The 19,856-nt window shown below is 39.1% G+C and carries 19 protein-coding genes; 13 read left to right on the top strand and 6 right to left on the bottom strand.

Annotated elements, in window-relative coordinates; translation table 11 throughout:
* Positions 1–146 precede the first annotated feature (146 nt).
* The 11 genes from hemA (at position 147) to AB3G38_RS12830 (ending at position 11,889) form a co-directional block, all read left to right on the top strand.
* Positions 147–1,373 carry a glutamyl-tRNA reductase gene (hemA, locus tag AB3G38_RS12880; protein ID WP_068406657.1) on the top strand — a complete coding sequence of 409 codons (1,227 nt, stop codon included), beginning with the start codon at positions 147–149 and terminating at the stop codon, positions 1,371–1,373.
* 168 nt (positions 1,374–1,541) lie between these two features.
* Entirely contained in the window at positions 1,542–3,122 is a 1,581-nt protein-coding gene (hemC, locus tag AB3G38_RS12875) for a hydroxymethylbilane synthase (RefSeq protein WP_367864310.1), read from the top strand.
* Between the two features lie 15 nt (positions 3,123–3,137).
* Positions 3,138–4,106 carry a porphobilinogen synthase gene (gene hemB, locus AB3G38_RS12870; protein ID WP_367864309.1) on the top strand — a complete coding sequence of 323 codons (969 nt, stop codon included), beginning with the start codon at positions 3,138–3,140 and terminating at the stop codon, positions 4,104–4,106.
* A gap of 1 nt (position 4,107) precedes the next feature.
* Positions 4,108–5,478 (top strand): glutamate-1-semialdehyde 2,1-aminomutase, encoded by a 1,371-nt coding sequence (gene hemL, locus AB3G38_RS12865; RefSeq protein ID WP_367864308.1) that lies wholly within the window; start codon positions 4,108–4,110, stop codon positions 5,476–5,478.
* A 61-nt stretch (positions 5,479–5,539) separates the two neighbouring features.
* Positions 5,540–6,406 carry a sensor histidine kinase gene (locus tag AB3G38_RS12860; RefSeq protein WP_367864307.1) on the top strand — a complete coding sequence of 289 codons (867 nt, stop codon included), beginning with the start codon at positions 5,540–5,542 and terminating at the stop codon, positions 6,404–6,406.
* A 5-nt stretch (positions 6,407–6,411) separates the two neighbouring features.
* The gene (locus AB3G38_RS12855) at positions 6,412–7,119 is read left to right on the top strand and encodes a response regulator transcription factor (protein ID WP_041887337.1); all 708 of its coding nucleotides are present in this window, start codon (positions 6,412–6,414) and stop codon (positions 7,117–7,119) included.
* Positions 7,119–7,643, top strand: a complete 525-nt coding sequence (locus AB3G38_RS12850) for a hypothetical protein (protein WP_367864306.1) — start codon at positions 7,119–7,121, stop codon at positions 7,641–7,643. The genes AB3G38_RS12855 and AB3G38_RS12850 overlap by 1 nt, the downstream gene beginning before the upstream one ends.
* Before the next feature lie 6 nt (positions 7,644–7,649).
* Positions 7,650–8,672 carry a uroporphyrinogen decarboxylase gene (hemE, locus tag AB3G38_RS12845; protein WP_367864305.1) on the top strand — a complete coding sequence of 341 codons (1,023 nt, stop codon included), beginning with the start codon at positions 7,650–7,652 and terminating at the stop codon, positions 8,670–8,672.
* Complete coding sequence (locus tag AB3G38_RS12840) at positions 8,672–9,220, top strand: CopD family protein (protein ID WP_367864304.1); 549 nt, start codon at positions 8,672–8,674, stop codon at positions 9,218–9,220. The genes hemE and AB3G38_RS12840 overlap by 1 nt, the downstream gene beginning before the upstream one ends.
* Positions 9,221–9,904: 684 nt before the next feature.
* Positions 9,905–10,729 (top strand): outer membrane beta-barrel protein, encoded by an 825-nt coding sequence (locus tag AB3G38_RS12835; protein WP_367864303.1) that lies wholly within the window; start codon positions 9,905–9,907, stop codon positions 10,727–10,729.
* A gap of 167 nt (positions 10,730–10,896) precedes the next feature.
* On the top strand, positions 10,897–11,889 hold the full coding sequence (locus AB3G38_RS12830) for an ABC transporter ATP-binding protein (RefSeq protein WP_367864302.1): 993 nt from the start codon (positions 10,897–10,899) through the stop codon (positions 11,887–11,889).
* Positions 11,890–11,898: 9 nt separating this feature from the next.
* On the opposite strand, the gene AB3G38_RS12825 is transcribed toward AB3G38_RS12830, so the two are convergent.
* The gene (locus AB3G38_RS12825; protein WP_367864301.1) at positions 11,899–12,315 is read right to left on the bottom strand and encodes a hypothetical protein; all 417 of its coding nucleotides are present in this window, start codon (positions 12,313–12,315) and stop codon (positions 11,899–11,901) included.
* Positions 12,316–12,848: 533 nt separating this feature from the next.
* Here AB3G38_RS12825 and AB3G38_RS12820 point away from each other — a divergent pair.
* Both AB3G38_RS12820 and AB3G38_RS12815 read left to right on the top strand, forming a co-directional pair.
* On the top strand, positions 12,849–13,586 hold the full coding sequence (locus tag AB3G38_RS12820; RefSeq protein ID WP_367864300.1) for a M12 family metallopeptidase: 738 nt from the start codon (positions 12,849–12,851) through the stop codon (positions 13,584–13,586).
* Positions 13,583–13,729 (top strand): hypothetical protein, encoded by a 147-nt coding sequence (locus tag AB3G38_RS12815; protein WP_367864299.1) that lies wholly within the window; start codon positions 13,583–13,585, stop codon positions 13,727–13,729. The genes AB3G38_RS12820 and AB3G38_RS12815 overlap by 4 nt, the downstream gene beginning before the upstream one ends.
* 211 nt (positions 13,730–13,940) lie before the next feature.
* On the opposite strand, the gene ilvA is transcribed toward AB3G38_RS12815, so the two are convergent.
* Genes ilvA through leuD form a run of 5 tightly spaced genes read right to left on the bottom strand, consistent with a single transcriptional unit; the run spans position 13,941 to position 19,849 of the window.
* Positions 13,941–15,191 carry a threonine ammonia-lyase IlvA gene (gene ilvA / locus AB3G38_RS12810; RefSeq protein ID WP_367864298.1) on the bottom strand — a complete coding sequence of 417 codons (1,251 nt, stop codon included), beginning with the start codon at positions 15,189–15,191 and terminating at the stop codon, positions 13,941–13,943.
* Position 15,192: 1 nt separating this feature from the next.
* On the bottom strand, positions 15,193–16,707 hold the full coding sequence (locus AB3G38_RS12805) for a 2-isopropylmalate synthase (protein WP_367864297.1): 1,515 nt from the start codon (positions 16,705–16,707) through the stop codon (positions 15,193–15,195).
* Between the two features lie 3 nt (positions 16,708–16,710).
* Positions 16,711–17,802 carry a 3-isopropylmalate dehydrogenase gene (leuB, locus tag AB3G38_RS12800; protein ID WP_367864296.1) on the bottom strand — a complete coding sequence of 364 codons (1,092 nt, stop codon included), beginning with the start codon at positions 17,800–17,802 and terminating at the stop codon, positions 16,711–16,713.
* Positions 17,799–19,265 (bottom strand): ATP-binding cassette domain-containing protein, encoded by a 1,467-nt coding sequence (locus AB3G38_RS12795; protein WP_367864295.1) that lies wholly within the window; start codon positions 19,263–19,265, stop codon positions 17,799–17,801. The genes leuB and AB3G38_RS12795 overlap by 4 nt, the downstream gene beginning before the upstream one ends.
* Positions 19,265–19,849: a 3-isopropylmalate dehydratase small subunit gene (gene leuD / locus AB3G38_RS12790; protein ID WP_367868763.1), complete on the bottom strand. Its 585-nt coding sequence runs from the start codon at positions 19,847–19,849 to the stop codon at positions 19,265–19,267. The genes AB3G38_RS12795 and leuD overlap by 1 nt, the downstream gene beginning before the upstream one ends.
* Positions 19,850–19,856: the final 7 nt, after the last annotated feature.

Genomic DNA, 19,856 nt, shown 5'->3' with positions numbered 1-19,856 from the left:
TAACAAACATAATGATCTCTTGTTTTTTTCTTGGAATGTTTAATTTAAAATCTTTCTAAATTGCTCTTAATTACAGCATAATGACAGACACTAAGGGAGGTCTTGTTACTTTTGTTTCCACTATATAAACACAACACAAACCCAAATTGGAATATTTAAAGATACTTGCTTTCACTCATAAACAAATTGACTTAAAGTCTTTAGGGAAATTAGTTATCTGTGAGCAGACACTGGATGACAGACTGAAGAATATTCAAAATGAACTGGATGTAAAAGAAATTTTTTATATCGGTACGTGTAACCGCGTTGAGTTTGTTTTTACCACTGCTCACGAGCTGGATCGTGAATTTATCCTTCGTTTCCTGACTGTGCTGGACATGGGATTACCGGAAGCGTATATGGATAAGTTTCTGGAAAGCGTTTCTGTTTATGAACAGGTGGAAGCTTTTAATCATCTGTTGCGTACTTCCTGCTCATTGGAAAGTCTGGTGGTTGGTGAAAAAGAAATCCTTGCCCAGGTACGCCGGGCTTATGAAGCATGCCGTGTTTCTGGCTTTACAGCCGATTATATGCGAATGATCATGAACCGGGTTGTCAAAACGGCAAAGGAAGTTTATACCCATACGAATATCTCTAAAAACCCGGTTTCGGTAGTGTCTTTGGCCTATCGTAAATTAAGGGACCTGACTATAACTGCCAGCTCAAGAATTCTGATTATAGGAGCTGGTGAGACTAACAAGAACTTAGCGCAATACCTTAAAAAACACAAGTACTCTAATTTTTCTATCTTTAACAGAACGGTAGAAAATGCACAGTCGCTTGCAAAAGATTTAAATGGTATCGCTTATCCATTGACTGCACTGGAAAATTTCGATCAGGGATTTGATGTCATCATTACCTGTACCGGTGCTACTGAACCCATCATCACAGAAAAAATTTACCGTAAGCTATTAAATGGTGAAACGGGCAAAAAAGTTATTGTAGATCTTGCAATTCCTAATGATACTGCACCAGCGGTTATCCAAAACTTCCCTGTACATTATATTGAGGTTGAATCTTTAAAAGAGATCGCCCGCAAAAATATTCAGGAACGTTATGATGAACTGGTTAATGCAGAGCAAATTATCGATCAGAATATCAAAGAATTTGATTTAGTACTTCGCCAGCGCAAAATAGAAATCGCAATGAGTGAAGTTCCTCAGAAAATTAAAGCAATTAAAAGTAAAGCACTGGATATTGTTTTTGCAGAGGAAATCAATACACTGGATGAAAATTCAAGACTGGTTCTTGAACGGGTGATGGATTACATGGAAAAGAAATATATTAGCGTACCGATGATCATGGCGAAAGAAATTCTGGTCAACAACAGCTAGCCTTCCGGGGTAGATTAGTCAGCACAAATACATTATTTGTTTATTATTTAAGACTATAGCTCTTTTAGGTTAAATTTGCGCGATCTAAATACGTGATATCTACAAAAGCTTAACTCAACTATTTGTTAATGGTTGACGGCAGCCTTATAAAAGAACAATTATATACTGATGAAAAAACTTATTATCGGAACAAGAGGCAGTGATCTTGCACTATGGCAGGCTAATTATACGAAAGACAAACTTGCGGAAATTGGTGTCGAAGCAGAACTGAAGATCATTAAAACCCAGGGGGATAAAATACTAAACCTGAGGCTGGACAAACTTGAAGGAAAAGGTTTTTTTACCAAAGAGCTTGAAGAAGAATTATTAAGCGGCAGCATTGATATTGCTGTACACTCTCACAAAGATTTACCAACCACCCACCCTGCCGGATTAACGATTGCAGCAGTTTCTGAAAGGGAAGATGCATCAGAATTATTACTTATTCTGAAAGATTGTGTAGATGTTACGCAAAAACTTTCTTTGAAAACGGGCGCGCAGGTTGGTACTTCATCAAACAGACGTAAAGCGCAATTGCTTGCTTTAAGAACAGATCTTAATATTGAAGACCTGCGTGGGAATGTAAATACCCGTATTCAAAAATTAAGAGATGAAAACTATGATGCTATTTTACTGGCAAAAGCAGGTGTAAACCGTTTGAATCTTGATCTGTCTGAATTCCATATGGAGGTGATAGATACTACTGAGCTGATTCCTGCTCCTGCACAGGGGGTACTGGCCATTCAGATCAGAGAAAATGACCATGAGTTATTTGATGTACTGCAAGGAATCCATGATGCAGATACCGCTGAACAGATTGGTGTGGAACGGAAAGTACTAAACCTTTTTGAAGGTGGCTGCCATATGCCTTTGGGTTGTTATTGTAAAAAAGAAAACGGCAAATATGAGGTATGGACTTCCAAAGCATTAACAGCTGATGATTTTCCAAACCGTTTGTTCTTCAGGGTAGATAGCGTGGAAGGGTTGGCAGAAAAGATCGTTGCTAAATTTGATAAGGACAGAAAGATGCCTGCAAAGGTATTTATTTCCAGAGAAATCGGGGAACATAACTACTTCAGAAGAGCACTGGAAACCAATCATATAGAAATAGAAGGCAGATCATTGATCCGTACTTTTCCTATTGTCAATGTATTGGATCCTTTTTATCTGAAACACCTTAACTGGATCTTTTTCAGTAGCCGTAATGGGGTAGAATACTTCTTTAAACTGAAACCCGTATTGCCTAAACACGTCAAGTTTGGTGTGGTTGGCAGAGGGTCAGAAGATGCACTTAGAAAACAGGGTTATAAAGCTGATTATGTAGGTGAAAGTGGTGATATTACTGAGGTAGCGGAAGATTTTGCGGTACTGGTCCGCAATCAGACTGTCTTATTTCCGCGTGCACAGGATTCACTGTTAAGCATTCAGAAATCGTTAGCTGAAGACACAAAAATCATTGACCTGCCTATTTATGAGACGGTCATTGAAGAAAATATAGACCATACTTATGCTGATGTATTGATTTTTACCAGCCCATCCAATGTGGAAGCTTATTTCGCTGACAACTTACTGGATCCGGGACAAAAGGTAATTGCCATAGGAAATTCAACAGGAAAGAAATTTGAGGAAATGGGAGTGGAGTACGTACTTCCTTATTCGCCTGACGAAATTGGCCTTGCAGAAGCAGTATTCGGAATTGATATTAAATAAAAAAAGAGGTTGATTATGTTGCACCGTCCGCGTAGATTAAGAAAGAACCCAATTGTAAGAGAGATGATGGCCGAAACAAAACTGTCGAAAGACATGTTTGTTTATCCCTATTTTATCGTTCCTGGAAACGGAGTGAAACATGCTATTGATTCCATGCCTGGAATAAACCATTTTTCAACGGATATGCTGATCAGAGATGTTGAAAAGGGACTTGAACTGGGGGTAAACAAGATCATGCTTTTCGGTGTGGGAGATGAAAAGTCTGAGGATGCACGTTCTGCTTACCATGATCATTCGCTGGTACCTGCTGCTGTTCGTGAGTTAAAGAAAAACTTTGGTGATGATTTATATATAGTTACTGATGTTTGCGTTTGTTCTTATACTACACATGGTCATTGTGGTATTTTGAAAGATGATTATGTGCAGAATGATGAAACCGTAGAGGTGATTGCTAAAATGGCTCTGACACATGCACAGGCCGGAGCGGATATGTTAGCGCCTTCAGATATGATGGACGGACGTATTGGCGCAATGCGGAATTTACTGGATCAGCATGGTTATGTGAACGCAGCGATTATGTCTCATGCTACTAAATTTGCTTCTGCTTATTACGGGCCGTTCAGAGAGGCTGCGGATTGTGCACCAGGCAAAGGAGACCGGAAGGCTTACCAGATGGATTTCAGGAATCCTGAAGAGGCTTTGCGTGAAGCATTACTTGATCAGCGTGAAGGGGCGGATGTATTAATGGTAAAACCAGCATTGGCTTATATGGATGTAATTCATAACCTGAAACAAAATACTGATTTGCCTGTTGCCTGTTACAATGTATCCGGAGAGTATGCCATGGTTAAAGCAGCTGCACAAAAGGGATGGATTGATGAACAAAAGATTGTAATGGAAACTATGTATGCTTTCGCACGTGCGGGAGCAAGCATCATTACCACTTACCATATAAGAGATATTGTAGAAAAGAACTGGATGTAATATGTTAGAATCGTTAAAAAAGATGTTTTCCGGCAATGAAGGAGATATGCCTGTGAATACTGGAAGTAAGCCGGATATTTCAAGAGAGAAATCTAAAGAGTTGTACGAAAAGGCAAAAACCTATTTCCCTGGTGGCGTAAATTCACCGGTAAGGGCTTTTAAATCTGTCTATGGAACGCCTTTATTCATTCAAAAAGGTGATGGGTGTTTCGTCTGGGATGCTGATGGAAATCAATTTATTGATTTTTGCGGTAGCTGGGGCCCTTTAATTCTAGGTCATAATCCTCCTAAAGTAAGAGAGAAAGTAATTGAAACCATGCAGAATGGAATGAGTTTCGGTGCACCTACTGCTTTGGAAAATGAGCTGGCTGAGCTGATTATCAAAAATAACAAACACGTAGAGAAAATTCGTTTTACGAGTTCTGGTACGGAAGCGGTAATGTCTGCGATCCGTCTGGCACGTGGTTACACCAAAAGAGATAAGATCCTGAAATTCGAGGGCTGCTATCATGGACACAGTGATTCATTATTGGTAAAAGCAGGTTCAGGCCTGGTTACTTTTGGCGAAACTTCATCTTTAGGTGTTCCTAAGTCTTTTGCGGAAGAAACGATTGTAGTTCCTTTAAATGATACGGAAGCTTTAACACAAGCTTTTGCACAGTTTAAAGATCAGCTTGCTGCAGTAATTATTGAAGGTATTCCTGCAAATAACGGATTACTGATTCAGGATCCTGCTTATATTGAATTCCTGCAGAAGATCTGTAAGGACAATGGTACTTTACTGATCTTTGATGAAGTGATTACAGGTTTCCGTTTAGGTTTTGAAGGTGCTGCGGGTTATTACAATGCGAAGCCGGATATTGTTACTTATGGTAAGATATTAGGTGGTGGTTTACCGGTAGGAATGTACGGGGCATCTGCCGAAATCATGGGACATATTTCTCCTGATGGTGGTGTTTACCAGGCGGGTACTTTATCTGGAAACCCTGTAGCTATGTCTGCGGGTATTGCCCAGCTGACTGAGTTGTTGAAATCGGGTTTCTATAAAGAACTGAATGCAAAGGCTACTGAATTTGCAGAAGGTATCCAGCGCTTTGCTACGGCAAGAAGCTATAAATTCAAAGTATTTCATGTAGGTTCTATTTTCTGGTTCGCTTTTACGGACAAGGATAAAATACAGTGTGCAGAAGATATTGATCCGGCAAGTATGGAGAAATTCAAAATTATGCACCGTGAATTATTAAACAGAGGAATTTATTTAGGGCCTTCGGGATATGAAGTAGGATTTGTTTCTGCAGCGCATACAAAAATAGAGTTGGAAAAAGCTAAAAGAGCTATTCTGGAAGCGCTGGACATTGTTTTTAGGAAATAAGTAAATTAGCGTATATTTAAGAACTGTTTGATTTTGAACAGTTCCAAGAGATTTAAACATTTTGAAGAAATCAATTATCATATTTTATTTCATGTTGCTGTACTCTCTGGTACAGCTGATCTCCTGGGGAACGCTTGTGGTGAAGCTACAACCTTCCAGAATGGCCATGGTGATGGGAGAGGGATCTGTGTTTTTGTTTCTTTTGTGTGTGGGGGCTTATTTCCTGCACCAGTCGATCAAAAAGGAAGATCTGTTAAGAGAGCAGCAGCAGAATTTCCTGCTATCTGTTACGCATGAATTGAAATCGCCTCTGGCAGCTATTAAATTATCACTTCAGACTATTGTGAAACGTGATCTGGATAAAGCACGTCAGACTTCTTTACTGAACAATTCATTAAAGGATATTGAACGCCTGGATGATCTGGTGGAAAATATGCTGCTGGCTACAAAAATTGAAAACCGCTCGTATTCCTTCCCTAAGGAAGAGTTTGATTTTTCAGAACTGGTTACCAAAATAACGGACAGGTTACAAATTCATTCCTGCGGATGTGAACAGGTGATTAATCCTGTCATCCAGCCGAATGTGGTTGTACTGGGAGATCCTTTCACCCTTTCTTCTGTGGTCACTAACCTGGTAGAAAATGCGGTGAAATATTCTGGCCCATGTGCTGAAGTGGGGGTTGAACTGGGAATGCGTGATGGACATCCTTTCCTGAGTGTTTCTGATAGAGGGCCTGGTATTCCGGATGCGGAAAAAATGCTCATATTTGATAAGTTTTACCGCGTTGGTGAAGAAAATACAAGGAAAGCGAAAGGAACTGGACTGGGATTGTTTATAGTCAAAGAAGTTTTGCAAAAACATGACGCTGATATCAGCGTCAGAGACAATGTGCCGCAGGGTACGATTTTTGAAATCACATTTAGTTGATCATTATGCAACAGAAATTAAGAATTTTATTGGTCGAAGATGAAGACCATTTATTAGATGCTATAAAATTAAACCTTGAATTGGAAGGTTACAAAGTCCATGCAGTGAAGGATGGTAAAACGGCCTTGAAGATTTTCAAAGAGGAACGTTTTAACCTGATTATCCTGGATGTGATGCTTCCTGAAATGGATGGTTTCCAGGTTTGTGAAACTATACGTTTAGAAAATACGGAGGTCCCTATCTTATTTTTAACGGCTAAAAATACAAGTGAAGACCGTGTAATGGGCCTTAAAAAAGGTGCTGATGATTATTTAGTGAAGCCTTTCAATTTAGAAGAGCTGATCTTAAGAGTTGGTATCCTGGTGAAACGCAGCATGAAATCTGACGATTTAAAGGAATTGAATTCTTATAAAATCGGCGAAAAAACTATCTATTTCAATTCGTTTGAGCTGAAACAGGATGATGGGGTGATTGTGCCTTTAACTAAAAAGGAAACGATGCTGCTTAAGTTACTGATTGAGCGTAAAAACGAAGCTGTTTCCAGAGAGCAGATTTTAGAGACTGTCTGGAATTATGATGTTTATCCTTCGACGCGTACGATTGATAACTTTATCCTTACTTTCCGTAAGTATTTTGAACCAGATCAGAAAAACCCGGTTTACTTCCACTCGATTCGTGGTGTAGGCTATAAGTTTACGGATATCCATAACTAATGTATAACGCAAAAGGCAGGTATGCTCTGATGGCAATTTTTGTTATTGCCGCTGGGGTGTGCCTTTTTTATGATCAGTTCCAGCTTGCAGTAATCTCAGGATTAATGGCTGGATTTGTAGTCTGGAGCCATTTTAAAAGCAGCTCCATCTTAATTGCTTCGAAGTATTTTAAGCATGGTGATTACGATAAAGCTGAGAAATTATTGGCAGAAGTGCCAAATCCGGATCGTCTGGCTAAAAACAGACGTGGTTACTACGAATTTATGATTGCGAATATCGCGCTGAAGAAGGAGGATTACCAGGCTGCTGAATATCATTTTCAGGTAGCGAGCAGGTTCCCTCTGGGCACAAAAAGCGATAAGTCTTTTGTATTGATACATCTGGCTAACCTTGCGCTGCGCAAAAAGGATAAGGTAAGAGCATTGGCTTATGCTGATAAAGCAAAGGATCTTGCAAATACGGAGAGAACGAAAGAGATAATTAATAAAATAGAAAAAGAAGCAAATAGCTTACCAACAAATTAAGATTAGATGAACACTTTATTTTTAGATGCAGCATGGTCCAGACAAACTGAACGTCCACCGGTATGGATGATGCGTCAGGCTGGTCGTTTTATGCCAGAATATTGGGAGATTAAAAACAAGTATTCATTCTTGGAAATGTGCAAAACACCCGAAATTGCTGCTGATGTAACCATGTTACCGGTAGATTTATTGGGTATTGACGCGGCTATTCTGTTTTGTGATATATTGGTTACTGGTGAGGCAATGGGTGGTGATCTGAGCTTTACGCAAGGTGTCGGACCACGTTTTGCGAATCCTGTACGTACATTGAAGGATGTAGAAAACCTGAATGTTGATTGTTTAGATCAGCTGGAATATGTTGCTGATGCGATTAAAGTAATTCAGCAGCGTTTAAATGGCAGTATTCCTTTGATCGGTTTTGCTGGTGCTCCGTTTACGGTAATGAGTTACCTGGTAGAGGGTGCTTCTTCGAAGGATTTCAAATTAACAAAGTTGCTGATGCATAATCATCCTGAGGTTGCGCACAAATTGTTAGCGAAAATTGCAAAGGTAACTGCTGATTATCTGAATTTGCAGATTGCTGCTGGTGTGAATGCGGTACAGATTTTTGATAGCTGGGCTATGGCTTTGTCATGGAATGATTATCAGGAGTTTTCGCATCGTTATATCCAGGAGATCATCGCGAATTTAAATAGAAAAGATATTCCTGTAATTTCTTTCTGTAAGGGTAGTTCTGTGTTTGCGCCGATTATGGCTACTGCAAAACCGGATGTGATTTCTGTGGATTGGAATGCTGATTTATTAAATATTAAACAGGCTTTACCTGCTGGTATTGCTGTTCAGGGAAATCTTGATCCGCATATTTTATATGCTGATAAGTCGGTAATTAAGAAACATATTTTACAGTTGTTTGAGCGTATGCGCGGTGAGAAAGGGTTTATATTCAATTTGGGACATGGTATCATGCCTGATATCCCTTTTGATAATGTGAAGTATGCGATTGATTTCATTAAAGAATTCCGCTATTAATGGACTCTTATTATCCATATATACTTTCTGTCCATATCATCTTTGTGGTGAGCTGGATGGCTGGGTTATTTTATAGTGTCCGTTTGTTTATTTATCATACGGAGGCAAATGATCGTCCTGAGGTTGAGAAAGAGATTCTTCAGAAGGAGTTTATTAAGATAGAGCACAAGTTGTGGCACATTATTACGAACCCGGCAATGACTTTTGCCGTGCTTGCGGGGATTAGTATGATTTGCATCAGACCGGGTTTGTTACATACGCCCTGGTTACATGTGAAGCTTGGTTTTGTTTTGTTATTGCTGGTTTATCATTTTATTTGTCAGCGGTTAATGAAACAGATGAAGAATGGGGTTTTTAAACTGAGTTCTTTTAAGCTGAGGTTGTGGAATGAGGTGGCTACGGTTTTATTGGTAGCGATCGTGTTTACAGTCGTGTTAAAGAGTGCGGTTGACTGGGTTTATGGGTTGATCGGATTGATCGTGTTTTCCGGGGGGATTATGACGGCTGTTAAGTTGTACAAGAATTATCGTCAGAAACGGGGAGAGTAAAAAGGTACTGTAAGAGGGAAATAAAAAAACACCATGCAGTATTTCGGCTGGAATTCATCTGAAGGGATGAATAAGGCTCGAAATACTGCATGGTGTTTTTTTATTTCTCTGAGGGGGTTTTTTACATGCAGGATGTTTAAGCGAGAATTGCTTGTTTGGTTTGGTTGTTGGAAGAACTGGGTGGCTAAGCTGGGTTGGAAAGATTAGTTGGCGAAACTGGGTGGAAAGACTGGGTGGCTAAGCTGGGTTGGAAAGATTAGTTGGCGAAACTAGGTGGAAAGACTTAGTGGCGAAACTTGGTTGAAAGATTTGGTGGAGAAAATAGACACTGCATTGATGTGAGTATAAATTCAGGAAGATAACTTAGTAGCACTGTTGAAGGACGCAGGTTAATATTAATCTTTTCTGTTGTGAAACTTATGTCGGATTTGTAGATCTATTAGGTATCAACAAAATGTTATTTGATACAATAGATGAATTACCTGGTCTGTTAAGCCCTCTTTTATTGGATTAGATTAAGGAATGCTTAATTTAGCAGCTGGATACGATAATGGTATATATGTTAATTAGTTGCTACATTGGAAGGATACTTGTAAATAACAATTTCTGAAGAACATTAATATATATAAACTGGTTATTTGATAGAGACGGGTATTGAATAAGATATAGAACTGAACTGATAATATGAAGAAGAATTTACTAAAGACTTTAATGTTGACTGGATTGATTGGGGTGGCTTATTTTACGGCTGTTGCGCAATCGAGTGATCATGTGGATACAACAGTGGTACAGACCGCTAAAACTTCGGTAAAGAGCCGGAAATACAATTTGCAGATGTCTTTTGGACGTAATGAGGATAGTGTGAAGAATGTTTCTGCTCCTAAGGGGCAGTTTGGCTACGCACTTACTTTTACGAGGCTGGATATTGGTTTTTCAAGATTGATTGATAATGGAAGTTTTAAGCTTTCTCCTAAAAATGATTTTTTAGATTACAGAGGGATCAAAACGAGTACGATATCTTTTGATTTGGCATACTTTGGGTATCGCTTCAATCCAAATTTCAGGATTTATGCAGCGGCAGGGTTTGATTGGACTTTGATAAGACTGGAAAAGAATATTACGATTCAGAAGAATACGCCGGATCTTACTTATGCAGAGGAATCGATTGATTTTAGTAAGAATAGATTTTCGAGTAGTTATGTGCATATTCCATTGAATTTTGAGTTCAGGACGAACGAGAATCAAAGGGGAAAAAGATTTTATTTTGTTGTTGGGCCTGAAGTGAGCTTTTTGCTGAACGGAAAGGTTAAACAGATTAGTGAGGAACGTGGTAAGCAGAAGTTCAGGAATGATTATGATTTTCAAAAGGTTCGTTTAGGCGGTACGCTGAGAGTTGGATATTCTGGGATTGGCTTGTTTACTAAGTATTATTTCAATGATATGTTTGATACTGAAGCACAGAAGGGACTTAAGAATTTGGCTTTCGGTATTACCTTCGGGATTCATTAGACGATATTTGATGGCATTATAAGCCTCAGTATGATCACCAGGCTATACTCCTTATTCCTAAAATTGCGGGAGGGAACTTAGTGATCGTACTGGGGATTTTTATGTCATATGGGATTCAATTCGGTGCTTATATTAGGTAATTTCTCTCTGAAGCGTATCTTTACGGTGTGGACGAAATTATCATCAGCGTTAGACAACTAACTAAGCAATATCAAACTGAACAGGCTTCAGGAATCAGAAATATCACTTTCGATATTAAACGCGGAGACATCATTGCGGTGATCGGTGAGAGTGGGAGTGGGAAGTCTACTTTACTGAAATCTATTTTTGGTTTACTGAAGGTTGATGAGGGAGAGGTTCTGCTGAATGGTAAGCGTGTGCTGGGGCCGGATGAACAGCTTATTCCCGGACACAAGGAAATGAAGATCGTGACTCAGGATTTCTCACTGAATATTTATGCGAAGGTGTATGATAATATTGCTTCTGTGCTGTCTAATACGGATGTAAAGGGCAAGCAGGAGAAGACGGTGAAGATGATGGAGCATTTGCATATTGATCATCTGAGGAATAAAAAGATAACTGAACTGAGCGGGGGGGAGCAGCAGCGTGTGGCGATTGCCAGGGCTTTGGTTACGGATACTAGTGTTTTGTTATTGGATGAGCCTTTTAGCCAGGTGGACGCGTTATTAAAGAATCAATTGCGTGCGGATATCAAGCGTATTGCTGCTGAAACGGGAGTAACAGTGATTATTGTCTCTCATGATCCTGCTGATGGATTGTTTTTGGCGGATGAGTTAATCTTGATGAAGGATGGGATGTTAATCCAAAAGGGCAGCCCTGTTCATGTTTACAATCATCCGGAACATATTTACACTGCACAATTATTAGGGAATGCCGTTGTGCTGAAGCCGGAGGATGCGATTAAGTTAGGACTTCAGGCTAAGCAGCAGTCTGTAGTGTTTTATCCTGAATGGGTAGAGCTAAAGGGGGGATGGAATAGTAAAAGGTACGAGGTAAAGGATGTTTATTATAAGGGCTTTTATGAAGAGCTGTTGCTGGAGAGAAATGGAGTGGTTATCAGGGCTATTCAGCTGAACAGGGGAGAGCATAAAAAAAACGACCACGTTCAGGCGAACATTGGTCGTTTTTTAGAATTTTAAGTTACCTGATTACTGAATCAGATAAGAGTCTATTAGGGTTACTTTTACAGTTGAATCAAAGTTAGGTGCTGCAATTGCATTACCAGCCGGATCACTAAAGTATACATTTACAAAACCTATACCAGAATCAAACGTATAAGCTATGTTTTTATATACTTGAGGAATGGCTTCATAAACATTTGGATCATCGATTGCCATAGCGACTACGATATGGCCATTTTTATTGAAATAAGCATCGTTTTCCTGAACTTTAATGGTTGTAAACCATGATTTGTTATCACTGGTTAACTTCCAGTTTGCTTTTGGAACATTAACTAAAATAGTTCTGTTCGTAGTCTGGTTATTATCATTGGCAATAACTTCTTTTTTACATGAAGACAATCCAATTGCCGTAATGCTTAAGAGTAATAGTAGGTATTTTTTCATATTTGTATGTTTCATATTTACTTAGCAAATGTATTGCCAAGTTCTTGCTGGTCATAATAATTAACAGTTTTTAACTTTTTAATAGTATCTGATTATAGTATTATCCCTGTCATTATATGTAAATATAATATTATTGGTTAAAATTTATGCTCATTAATTGATTTTAAATAAAAAAAGTCTCTATACTTTTATTAGAAATAGAGACTTTTTGTGTGGAGAAAATATTAAAATGTTTTCAAAGGCTGTATATTTAATCTTATTTGATTTAATAGTAATTATTAGTGTGTATTTAAAATACTAAATAGAATTAATGATTATCAATAATTTAATTTAAATTATTAATAATTAAATATTGATCTTTTTTTCTGAGCTATGATTTTAATATTTCCAGCAGTATTGTAAAATTATATGCTGTTTGTTTACAATTGGTTATGTTTTTTATTATTAATTAGCAAATGTTGTTGTATTGTGTAAAAAACTACTAAGTTTAGTAAATACTTATGTAATAGATTTTTTACCTAAAACCTAAACCTATGAAAAACAAAACATTATTAGTTGCGCTTGCCTTCGCAGCTTTCACCACTGCTTGTAAGAAACAAAGTGGACAAGAGGCTCCATTAGCTGATGCTAAACAAAACGATTGTAATTGTGCTATTGAACAGGCGTTGCCCGAGGTTAAGGGACAAGTAATTTCTTTTGGCAATGGGGCTAAAAAGATCAGCCTGACGAAAAAGAATGATCAGTTTATTCTTGGAGGAGACATCTTACTGAGTAATGATCAGGTTTCCTTTTTAAAACAGAAGGCTGGTGTTTCTGGAGCATCTACGGAAAGTACATTTGTTGATTACCTGAATAGGAGATGGACAAATGGTATCGTATATTATGCTATTGATACTAATGTTCCAAATCAGGCAAGAATTACTGATGCAATTGCACACTGGAAAACTAAAACCAAGTTAACTTTTACGGTGCGTACCAACCAGGCAAACTATATCAGGTTTGTAGTCGGGTCTGGTTGTTCTTCTTCATTAGGAATGATTGGAGGGGCTCAGAAATTGAACTTGTCATCAAGCTGTTCAACGGGTAATGCGATCCATGAAATAGGACATGCACTTGGATTACTGCATGAGCAAAGCCGTACTGATCGTGATGATTATGTAATTATTAACAAAGACAATATTGAAGCAGGTTATGAACATAATTTCGATACCTGGTCAGATAGAGGAATACTAGCGGACAAACTGGCGCCTTTGATTTTGGATCGATTATGATGTATCCTTCAAGTGCTTTCTCCAGTAATGGTGAACCTACAATTACTAAACTTGACGGATCTACTTTTGGCTCACAAAGAACCGCTTTATCTGCTGGAGATCTGGCCGGGTTTAAATATTTGTACCCAGGTTACGCACTGTAGTTTGTGTAGCTGTTGCTGCTTATTTGTATTTGCCTCTGGTATGGGATGCAGGTTAAGAGAGAATATTTAAACGGAAGTTGAAATTAATATCAAGTTGAAACTAGTATCAGGTTAAAGCCAATAGCGGGTATAAAAACTGCTGGCAATAGCATAAAAAAGACCTTAGTTAATCAAATAGCTAAGGTCTTTTTGTAGTGGAAAAGAAAGGTTATTATACCAGGTATTCAAACAAGGTCTGATCATCATTCAGATCAATGACTTCAAACTTAAATTCTGCCATTCTTTCCTTTAAAGAAGTATAATCACTGCTTTCCTGTAGTTCAATACCAACCAGTGCAGGGCCATTTTCCCGGTTAGTCTTTTTGATAAATTCAAAACGGGTGATGTCATCATGAGGCCCTAATACGTTATTCACAAATGATTTCAGCGCACCTGGTCTTTGTGGAAAGCGAACAATGAAATAGTGCTTCAGGCCTTCGAAAAGTAAAGATTTCTCTTTAATTTCCTGCATTCTCTCAATATCGTTGTTACCGCCACTCACGATACAAACCACGGTTTTGCCGGCTATTGTATCTTTTAATTGATCGAGTGCAGCTACCGCAAGTGCTCCTGCTGGTTCCACAACAATCGCATCTTCATTGTATAATTTTAAGATAGTCGTGCAGATCTTACCTTCAGGAATTAATAACATCTCATCCAGTAAATCACTGCAATATTTGAAATTGAGGTTACCTACACGTTTCACTGCTGCACCATCTACAAAACGATCAATATAATCCAGTGTAACCGGACTACCGTTTTTTAGTGCATGATTCATGGAAGGAGCGCCTTCTGGTTCCACACCAATCAGTTTAATCTGCGGATTGATATTTTTGAAGTAACTGCCTACACCAGAAGCCAGGCCGCCGCCGCCAATAGGCATCACGATAATTTCAGTTTCCGGAAGATCCTGATAAATTTCAATACCTACCGTTCCCTGACCTTCTATTACTTTAATGTTATCAAAAGGAGGAACAAAGACCATCTGGTGTTCAGCCGTATAAGCCAGGGCTTCCTTCATACAGTCATCAAAAGTATCACCGACAAGTATAATTTTTATATTGTTTCCACCAAACATTTCAGTCTGTTTGATTTTCTGTCTTGGAGTGATTTCAGGCATGAAAATAACACCCTGGATACCTAGTTTTTTACAAGAGTAAGCTACACCTTGTGCATGATTTCCTGCACTTGCACAAACCACGCCGCGGCTGGTTTGTGTTTGATCCAGTGTGCTGATCATATTATAAGCACCACGTAATTTATAGGAACGTACTACTTGCAAATCTTCTCTTTTCAGATAAATTTTAGCATTGTATTTTAGCGACAGTCCTTCATTATACTCTAGTTGAGTACGTTTAACAGTATCTGCAATACGTGCGGCCGCTGCCTCAAAATCCAGTTCTACTTCCTTTTCCAGCTCCATGTTATAAGAATTTGTTTAATGCATCCAGGTAAGCATCGGCTGATGCCTTAACGATATCGGTGCTGAAGCCATAACCTAAATAAGAACGCTCTTCGAAAATTACTCTCATATTTACTTTACTGGTGTCATCACTGCCACCGTGCATTGCCTGAATAGTAAATTCTTTCAACTGAATATCTTTACCAATGATGCTTTCTATAGCTTTAATCGTCGCATTTACGGGGCCGTTACCTTCAGCTTTCGCTTCTTTTTCTATCCCTTCATGTTCTAATTTTACTGTCGCTACCGGTAATGCTGAATCTCCGCAAACTACATGTAAAGAATTCAGTTTATAACCGTTTTTATAGGTATGTTCTTCACCATCACTCATTAATGATAATAAATCATCATCTGAGATCTCTAATTTCTGATCAGCCAGTAAAAGGAATTTCTCATATACCTGATCCAGGTTGATCTTTTCAATCACATAACCTAATCTTTCCAGGTGATGCTTTAAAGCATGACGACCACTTCTTGCAGTCAGGATAATTCCAGCTGCATCGATCCCTACATCTTCAGGGTTAATGATTTCGTAATTCTCTCTGTGTTTAAGGAAACCATCCTGGTGAATACCTGAGCTATGTGCAAAGGCATTTTGTCCGATAATCGCCTTGTTAGGTTGTACCGGCATTCTCATCATCCGGCTCACTTTAGCACTGATCTCACTGAAATGTTTAGTATTGATATTGGTTTTCAGGTTCAGCGCATGGTGTGTTTTTAAAACCATAGCGACTTCTTCCAATGCAGTATTACCTGCACGTTCACCGATACCATTGATCGTACATTCTACCTGACGTGCTCCATTGATTACGCCGGCCAGCGTATTAGCTGTCGCCAATCCTAAATCATTGTGGCAATGCACAGAGATAATGGCCTGGTCTATATTCTGAACATTTTGTTTCAGGTAAAGTATTTTTGAACCGTATTGTTCAGGAAGGCAATAGCCGTTGGTATCAGGGATATTTACCACGGTTGCGCCTGCTGCAATGACAGCCTCAATCATCTGGGCCAGAAATACATTATCTGCACGGCCTGCATCCTCTGCAAAAAACTCGATGTCTTCTACAAATTGTTTGGCATATTTTACAGCTTCTACAGCACGTTGCAGAATTTCTTCGCGTGTACTGTTGAATTTGTATTTGATGTGCATATCAGAAGAACCTATTCCGGTATGTATCCTTGGTCTTTTAGCGTATTGTAATGCAGCTACAGCCGAATCGATATCTTTTCTGTTTGCTCTGGTCAGTGCACAAATAATAGGCTCTCTTACTGCTTTGGATAATTCAACTACACTTTGAAAATCACCAGGACTGGAGATAGGGAAACCAGCTTCAATCACGTCTACGCCGAGCGCCTCCAGTGCTTTTGCAATTTCTATTTTTTCTGGTGTAGAAAGCTGGCAGCCTGGAACTTGTTCTCCATCACGAAGGGTCGTGTCAAATACGTAAACTCTATTAGGATCGTGTAGCATAGTCATGGTTTAGTTAGTGTAAGTTTGTTGTGTAATGAATTTTAAGACGAGTTTACCCATATCCTGAGTACCTAATACTTTGTACGGGCTGGTGGATTCGTCTGCGATGTCACTGGTTCTGTAGCCATCTTTTAATACCCTGTCAATAGTCGAAATAATCAATTGTGCCTCTTCTTTTAAGCCGAAACTGATTTCCAGCATCAGCGCAACAGACAGGATAGAAGCCAGCGGGTTGGCCAGATCTTTACCTGTGATATCATGCGCAGAGCCGTGGATAGGTTCAAAAAAGCCAGTACCATCTCCAATTGAAGCAGAAGCAAGCATACCCATTGAGCCTGCAATTTGTGAAGCTTCGTCAGTTAAAATATCACCAAACAGGTTTGCTGTTAAGACCACATCAAATTGTTTAGGATCTTTAATCAATTGCATCGCTGCGTTATCAACAAATAAATGCTGTGTTTCTACTTCAGGGTATTGTTTAGCGATTTCCTGAACGGTTTCTCTCCATAATCTTGAGCTTTCCAGTACGTTTGCCTTGTCTACAGAACATAGTTTTTTACCACGTTGCATAGCAGCTTCGTAAGCTTTATGTGCAATTCGTTCTACCTCATATTTGTGATAAATCATCAAATCTGATGCGGTATTTTTATCTTCTGATCTTGTTTTTTCACCGAAGTAAACATCACCTGTCAGTTCTCTGAAAAACAGGATGTCTGTACCGCGCAGAATATGTGCTTTAATACTTGACGCGTTTAATAATTCATCAAATAATAAGATAGGGCGCAGATTTGCATAAAGACCAAGTTCTTTACGGATTTTCAGCAGTCCTTGTTCCGGACGCACTTTTAAAGAAGGGTCATTGTCATATTTGGCATGACCTACTGCTCCGAATAGGATTGCATCACTCTTTTTGGCTTTTTCTAAGGTTTCATCTGGTAATGGATTACCAGTTGCTTCTATAGCTGCATGTCCCATTAAAGCCTCATCAAAAGTAAACTCATGATCAAAGCTGATTGCAATTTGTTCTAATACGGCTTTCCCCCATTGGGTTACTTCTGGTCCAATGCCATCCCCTGGTATAACTAATATGTTTTTCTTCATTTTAATACGGGTTCTAATATTTTTCCGACGGATTTTACTTCGCCGTTTTCCAATAAAATTCTTTTCTCAATACAAGCAGGCAGTTGTGTTTCAAAGTGGCCGACATAAATTAATGTGGTTCCGTTTTTACATAATTCGTCTACGAGCTTGTTAAAATATTGTGTTTGTTGCTGGTCCAGGCCCTGACATGGTTCATCCAGGATGAGCAGCTCGGGGTTTTTTATAAGGGTACGGGCTAAAAATGCCAGTCTTTGTTTCCCTAAAGGAAGCTGGTTGAGCAGGGTGTCCTGATATTCAGTAAGGCCGAAGTAATCAATTAATTCTGCTGCCTGCGTTTTTTTTGTATAATCAGCTTCACGGAATAAGCCTGAACTATCAAAGAATCCGGAAATGATACTATGTTTGACAGTTGCCAGTGGATCAAAATACCAGTGAAGTTCTGGTGAGATCAAACCGATACGTTTTTTAATATCCCAGATACTTTCACCACTGCCTCTTTGATGACCGAACAGGTAAAGGTTGTTCGCATAAGCCTGAGGGTGATCGCCTGTGATTAAACTTAACAGTGTCGATTTACCAGATCCGTTAGGGCCTTGGAGCAACCATTTTTCTCCTGCTTTAACTTCCCAGTTGATATTTTTTAAGACTTGCTTTTCTCCATAGCTGATATTGACATTGATCATTTTGATCACGCTATCCGCAGATGAAACCGGAGCTTCCTTTAAAAAATCAGGAATCGGTTTGCTTTCCTGATCAAACTCCAATGTATGTTCATCAGCTGAGATTTCAATCAGCTGACCTCCTGTAACTTCAGCATAGCGATGAACGCATGGAGGTATCTCTTTATCATTGCTGATTAAAATCAAAGTTGTGCCAGCTGCGGTAATCTCTTCAAATAGCAGGTTTAAATTATGACGGGAAAGTTTATCTAATCCGTTATAAGGCTGGTCTATGATTAATAACTGTGGTTTAAGCCATAAAGCAAGAACTAATTGCAATTTTTTATGTTCACCACTTGATAACTGAATCAGCGTCGATGCTATCAAATCTGAAAAACCTAAAGCGGCTAAAAGTTTCTCAGCTTCACTAAACTGAAGCTGGTGTTTTTTGCCATAGCTTTCCAGTTCGAACTTAACAGTCGCAGTCGTTTCTGTCGCCTGTTTATTGTAGCGCTGCTGATAATAGAAGTTAGACTGGCCTTCCAGATCTTTAAACTGATACCAGTTCGCCACATAATGAACCATAGGGGCTAAATTGTGCGCTGTATCAAAGTTAATTTCAATATCGCCCTGAAACTTAACCAGGCCCGCAATTGCTTTTGCCAATGATGTTTTTCCGCTGCCACTAATCCCACGTAACAACCAGTTTTCATGGCGGTTTATTGTCCAGTTCAGTTCCTGAAGTACCGGTTTGTGCTGGTACTTCAAGTTCAGATTGGTGATATGTACGATGGGCTGCGTCATTATTTTGCTTGTTCGAATGCTGCGATCAGATGTTTTTGGTTTAAGATAAAATCAATGTCATCATAGCCGTTAATCAAACATGATTTTTTATAGGCATTGATTTCAAAATCGGCCTGCTCTCCGCTATCCAGGATAGTGACGGTCTGTTTTTCCAGATCGACATCCAGTTGTGCTTTGTGATTTTTACCAACCACAGTGTAAATTGCAGCTAAGAAGTCTTCACTGACCTGAATAGGTAACAAACCATTGTTTAAAGCATTTCCTTTGAAGATATCAGCAAAAAAACTACTGATCACAACGTCAAAACCTGCATCCTGGATTGCCCATGCTGCGTGTTCACGGCTACTGCCACAACCAAAGTTCTTTCCTGCGACTAAAATCTGGCCGCTATAAGTAGCATCATTCAGTACAAAATCTGGCTTTAAAGTATGATCTCCATTGTAACGCCAGTCGCGGAACAGGTTTTCACCGAAACCTTCACGGGTTGTCGCTTTCAGGAACCTGGCCGGGATGATCTGGTCAGTATCAATATTTTCTATGTTTAAAGGCACAATTGCCGATGTTAGTTTCTCGAATTTTTTCATCATGTGT

The sequence above is a fragment of the Pedobacter sp. WC2423 genome, assembly GCF_040822065.1.
Lineage (GTDB): Bacteria > Bacteroidota > Bacteroidia > Sphingobacteriales > Sphingobacteriaceae > Pedobacter.
Note: the sequence above shows the minus strand (reverse complement) of the source record. Positions and strands in the feature narration are given on the sequence as shown.

Coding starts and splice junctions, on each gene's coding strand:
- hemC (WP_367864310.1), top strand. CDS start 1,542: ATGAAAAAACTTATTATCGGAACAAGAGGCAGTGATCTTGCACTATGG.
- hemB (WP_367864309.1), top strand. CDS start 3,138: ATGTTGCACCGTCCGCGTAGATTAAGAAAGAACCCAATTGTAAGAGAG.
- hemL (WP_367864308.1), top strand. CDS start 4,108: ATGTTAGAATCGTTAAAAAAGATGTTTTCCGGCAATGAAGGAGATATG.
- AB3G38_RS12855 (WP_041887337.1), top strand. CDS start 6,412: ATGCAACAGAAATTAAGAATTTTATTGGTCGAAGATGAAGACCATTTA.
- AB3G38_RS12850 (WP_367864306.1), top strand. CDS start 7,119: ATGTATAACGCAAAAGGCAGGTATGCTCTGATGGCAATTTTTGTTATT.
- hemE (WP_367864305.1), top strand. CDS start 7,650: ATGAACACTTTATTTTTAGATGCAGCATGGTCCAGACAAACTGAACGT.
- AB3G38_RS12840 (WP_367864304.1), top strand. CDS start 8,672: ATGGACTCTTATTATCCATATATACTTTCTGTCCATATCATCTTTGTG.
- AB3G38_RS12835 (WP_367864303.1), top strand. CDS start 9,905: ATGAAGAAGAATTTACTAAAGACTTTAATGTTGACTGGATTGATTGGG.
- AB3G38_RS12825 (WP_367864301.1), bottom strand. CDS start 12,315: ATGAAAAAATACCTACTATTACTCTTAAGCATTACGGCAATTGGATTG.
- AB3G38_RS12820 (WP_367864300.1), top strand. CDS start 12,849: ATGAAAAACAAAACATTATTAGTTGCGCTTGCCTTCGCAGCTTTCACC.
- AB3G38_RS12815 (WP_367864299.1), top strand. CDS start 13,583: ATGATGTATCCTTCAAGTGCTTTCTCCAGTAATGGTGAACCTACAATT.
- ilvA (WP_367864298.1), bottom strand. CDS start 15,191: ATGGAGCTGGAAAAGGAAGTAGAACTGGATTTTGAGGCAGCGGCCGCA.
- AB3G38_RS12805 (WP_367864297.1), bottom strand. CDS start 16,707: ATGACTATGCTACACGATCCTAATAGAGTTTACGTATTTGACACGACC.
- leuB (WP_367864296.1), bottom strand. CDS start 17,802: ATGAAGAAAAACATATTAGTTATACCAGGGGATGGCATTGGACCAGAA.
- AB3G38_RS12795 (WP_367864295.1), bottom strand. CDS start 19,265: ATGACGCAGCCCATCGTACATATCACCAATCTGAACTTGAAGTACCAG.
- leuD (WP_367868763.1), bottom strand. CDS start 19,849: ATGAAAAAATTCGAGAAACTAACATCGGCAATTGTGCCTTTAAACATA.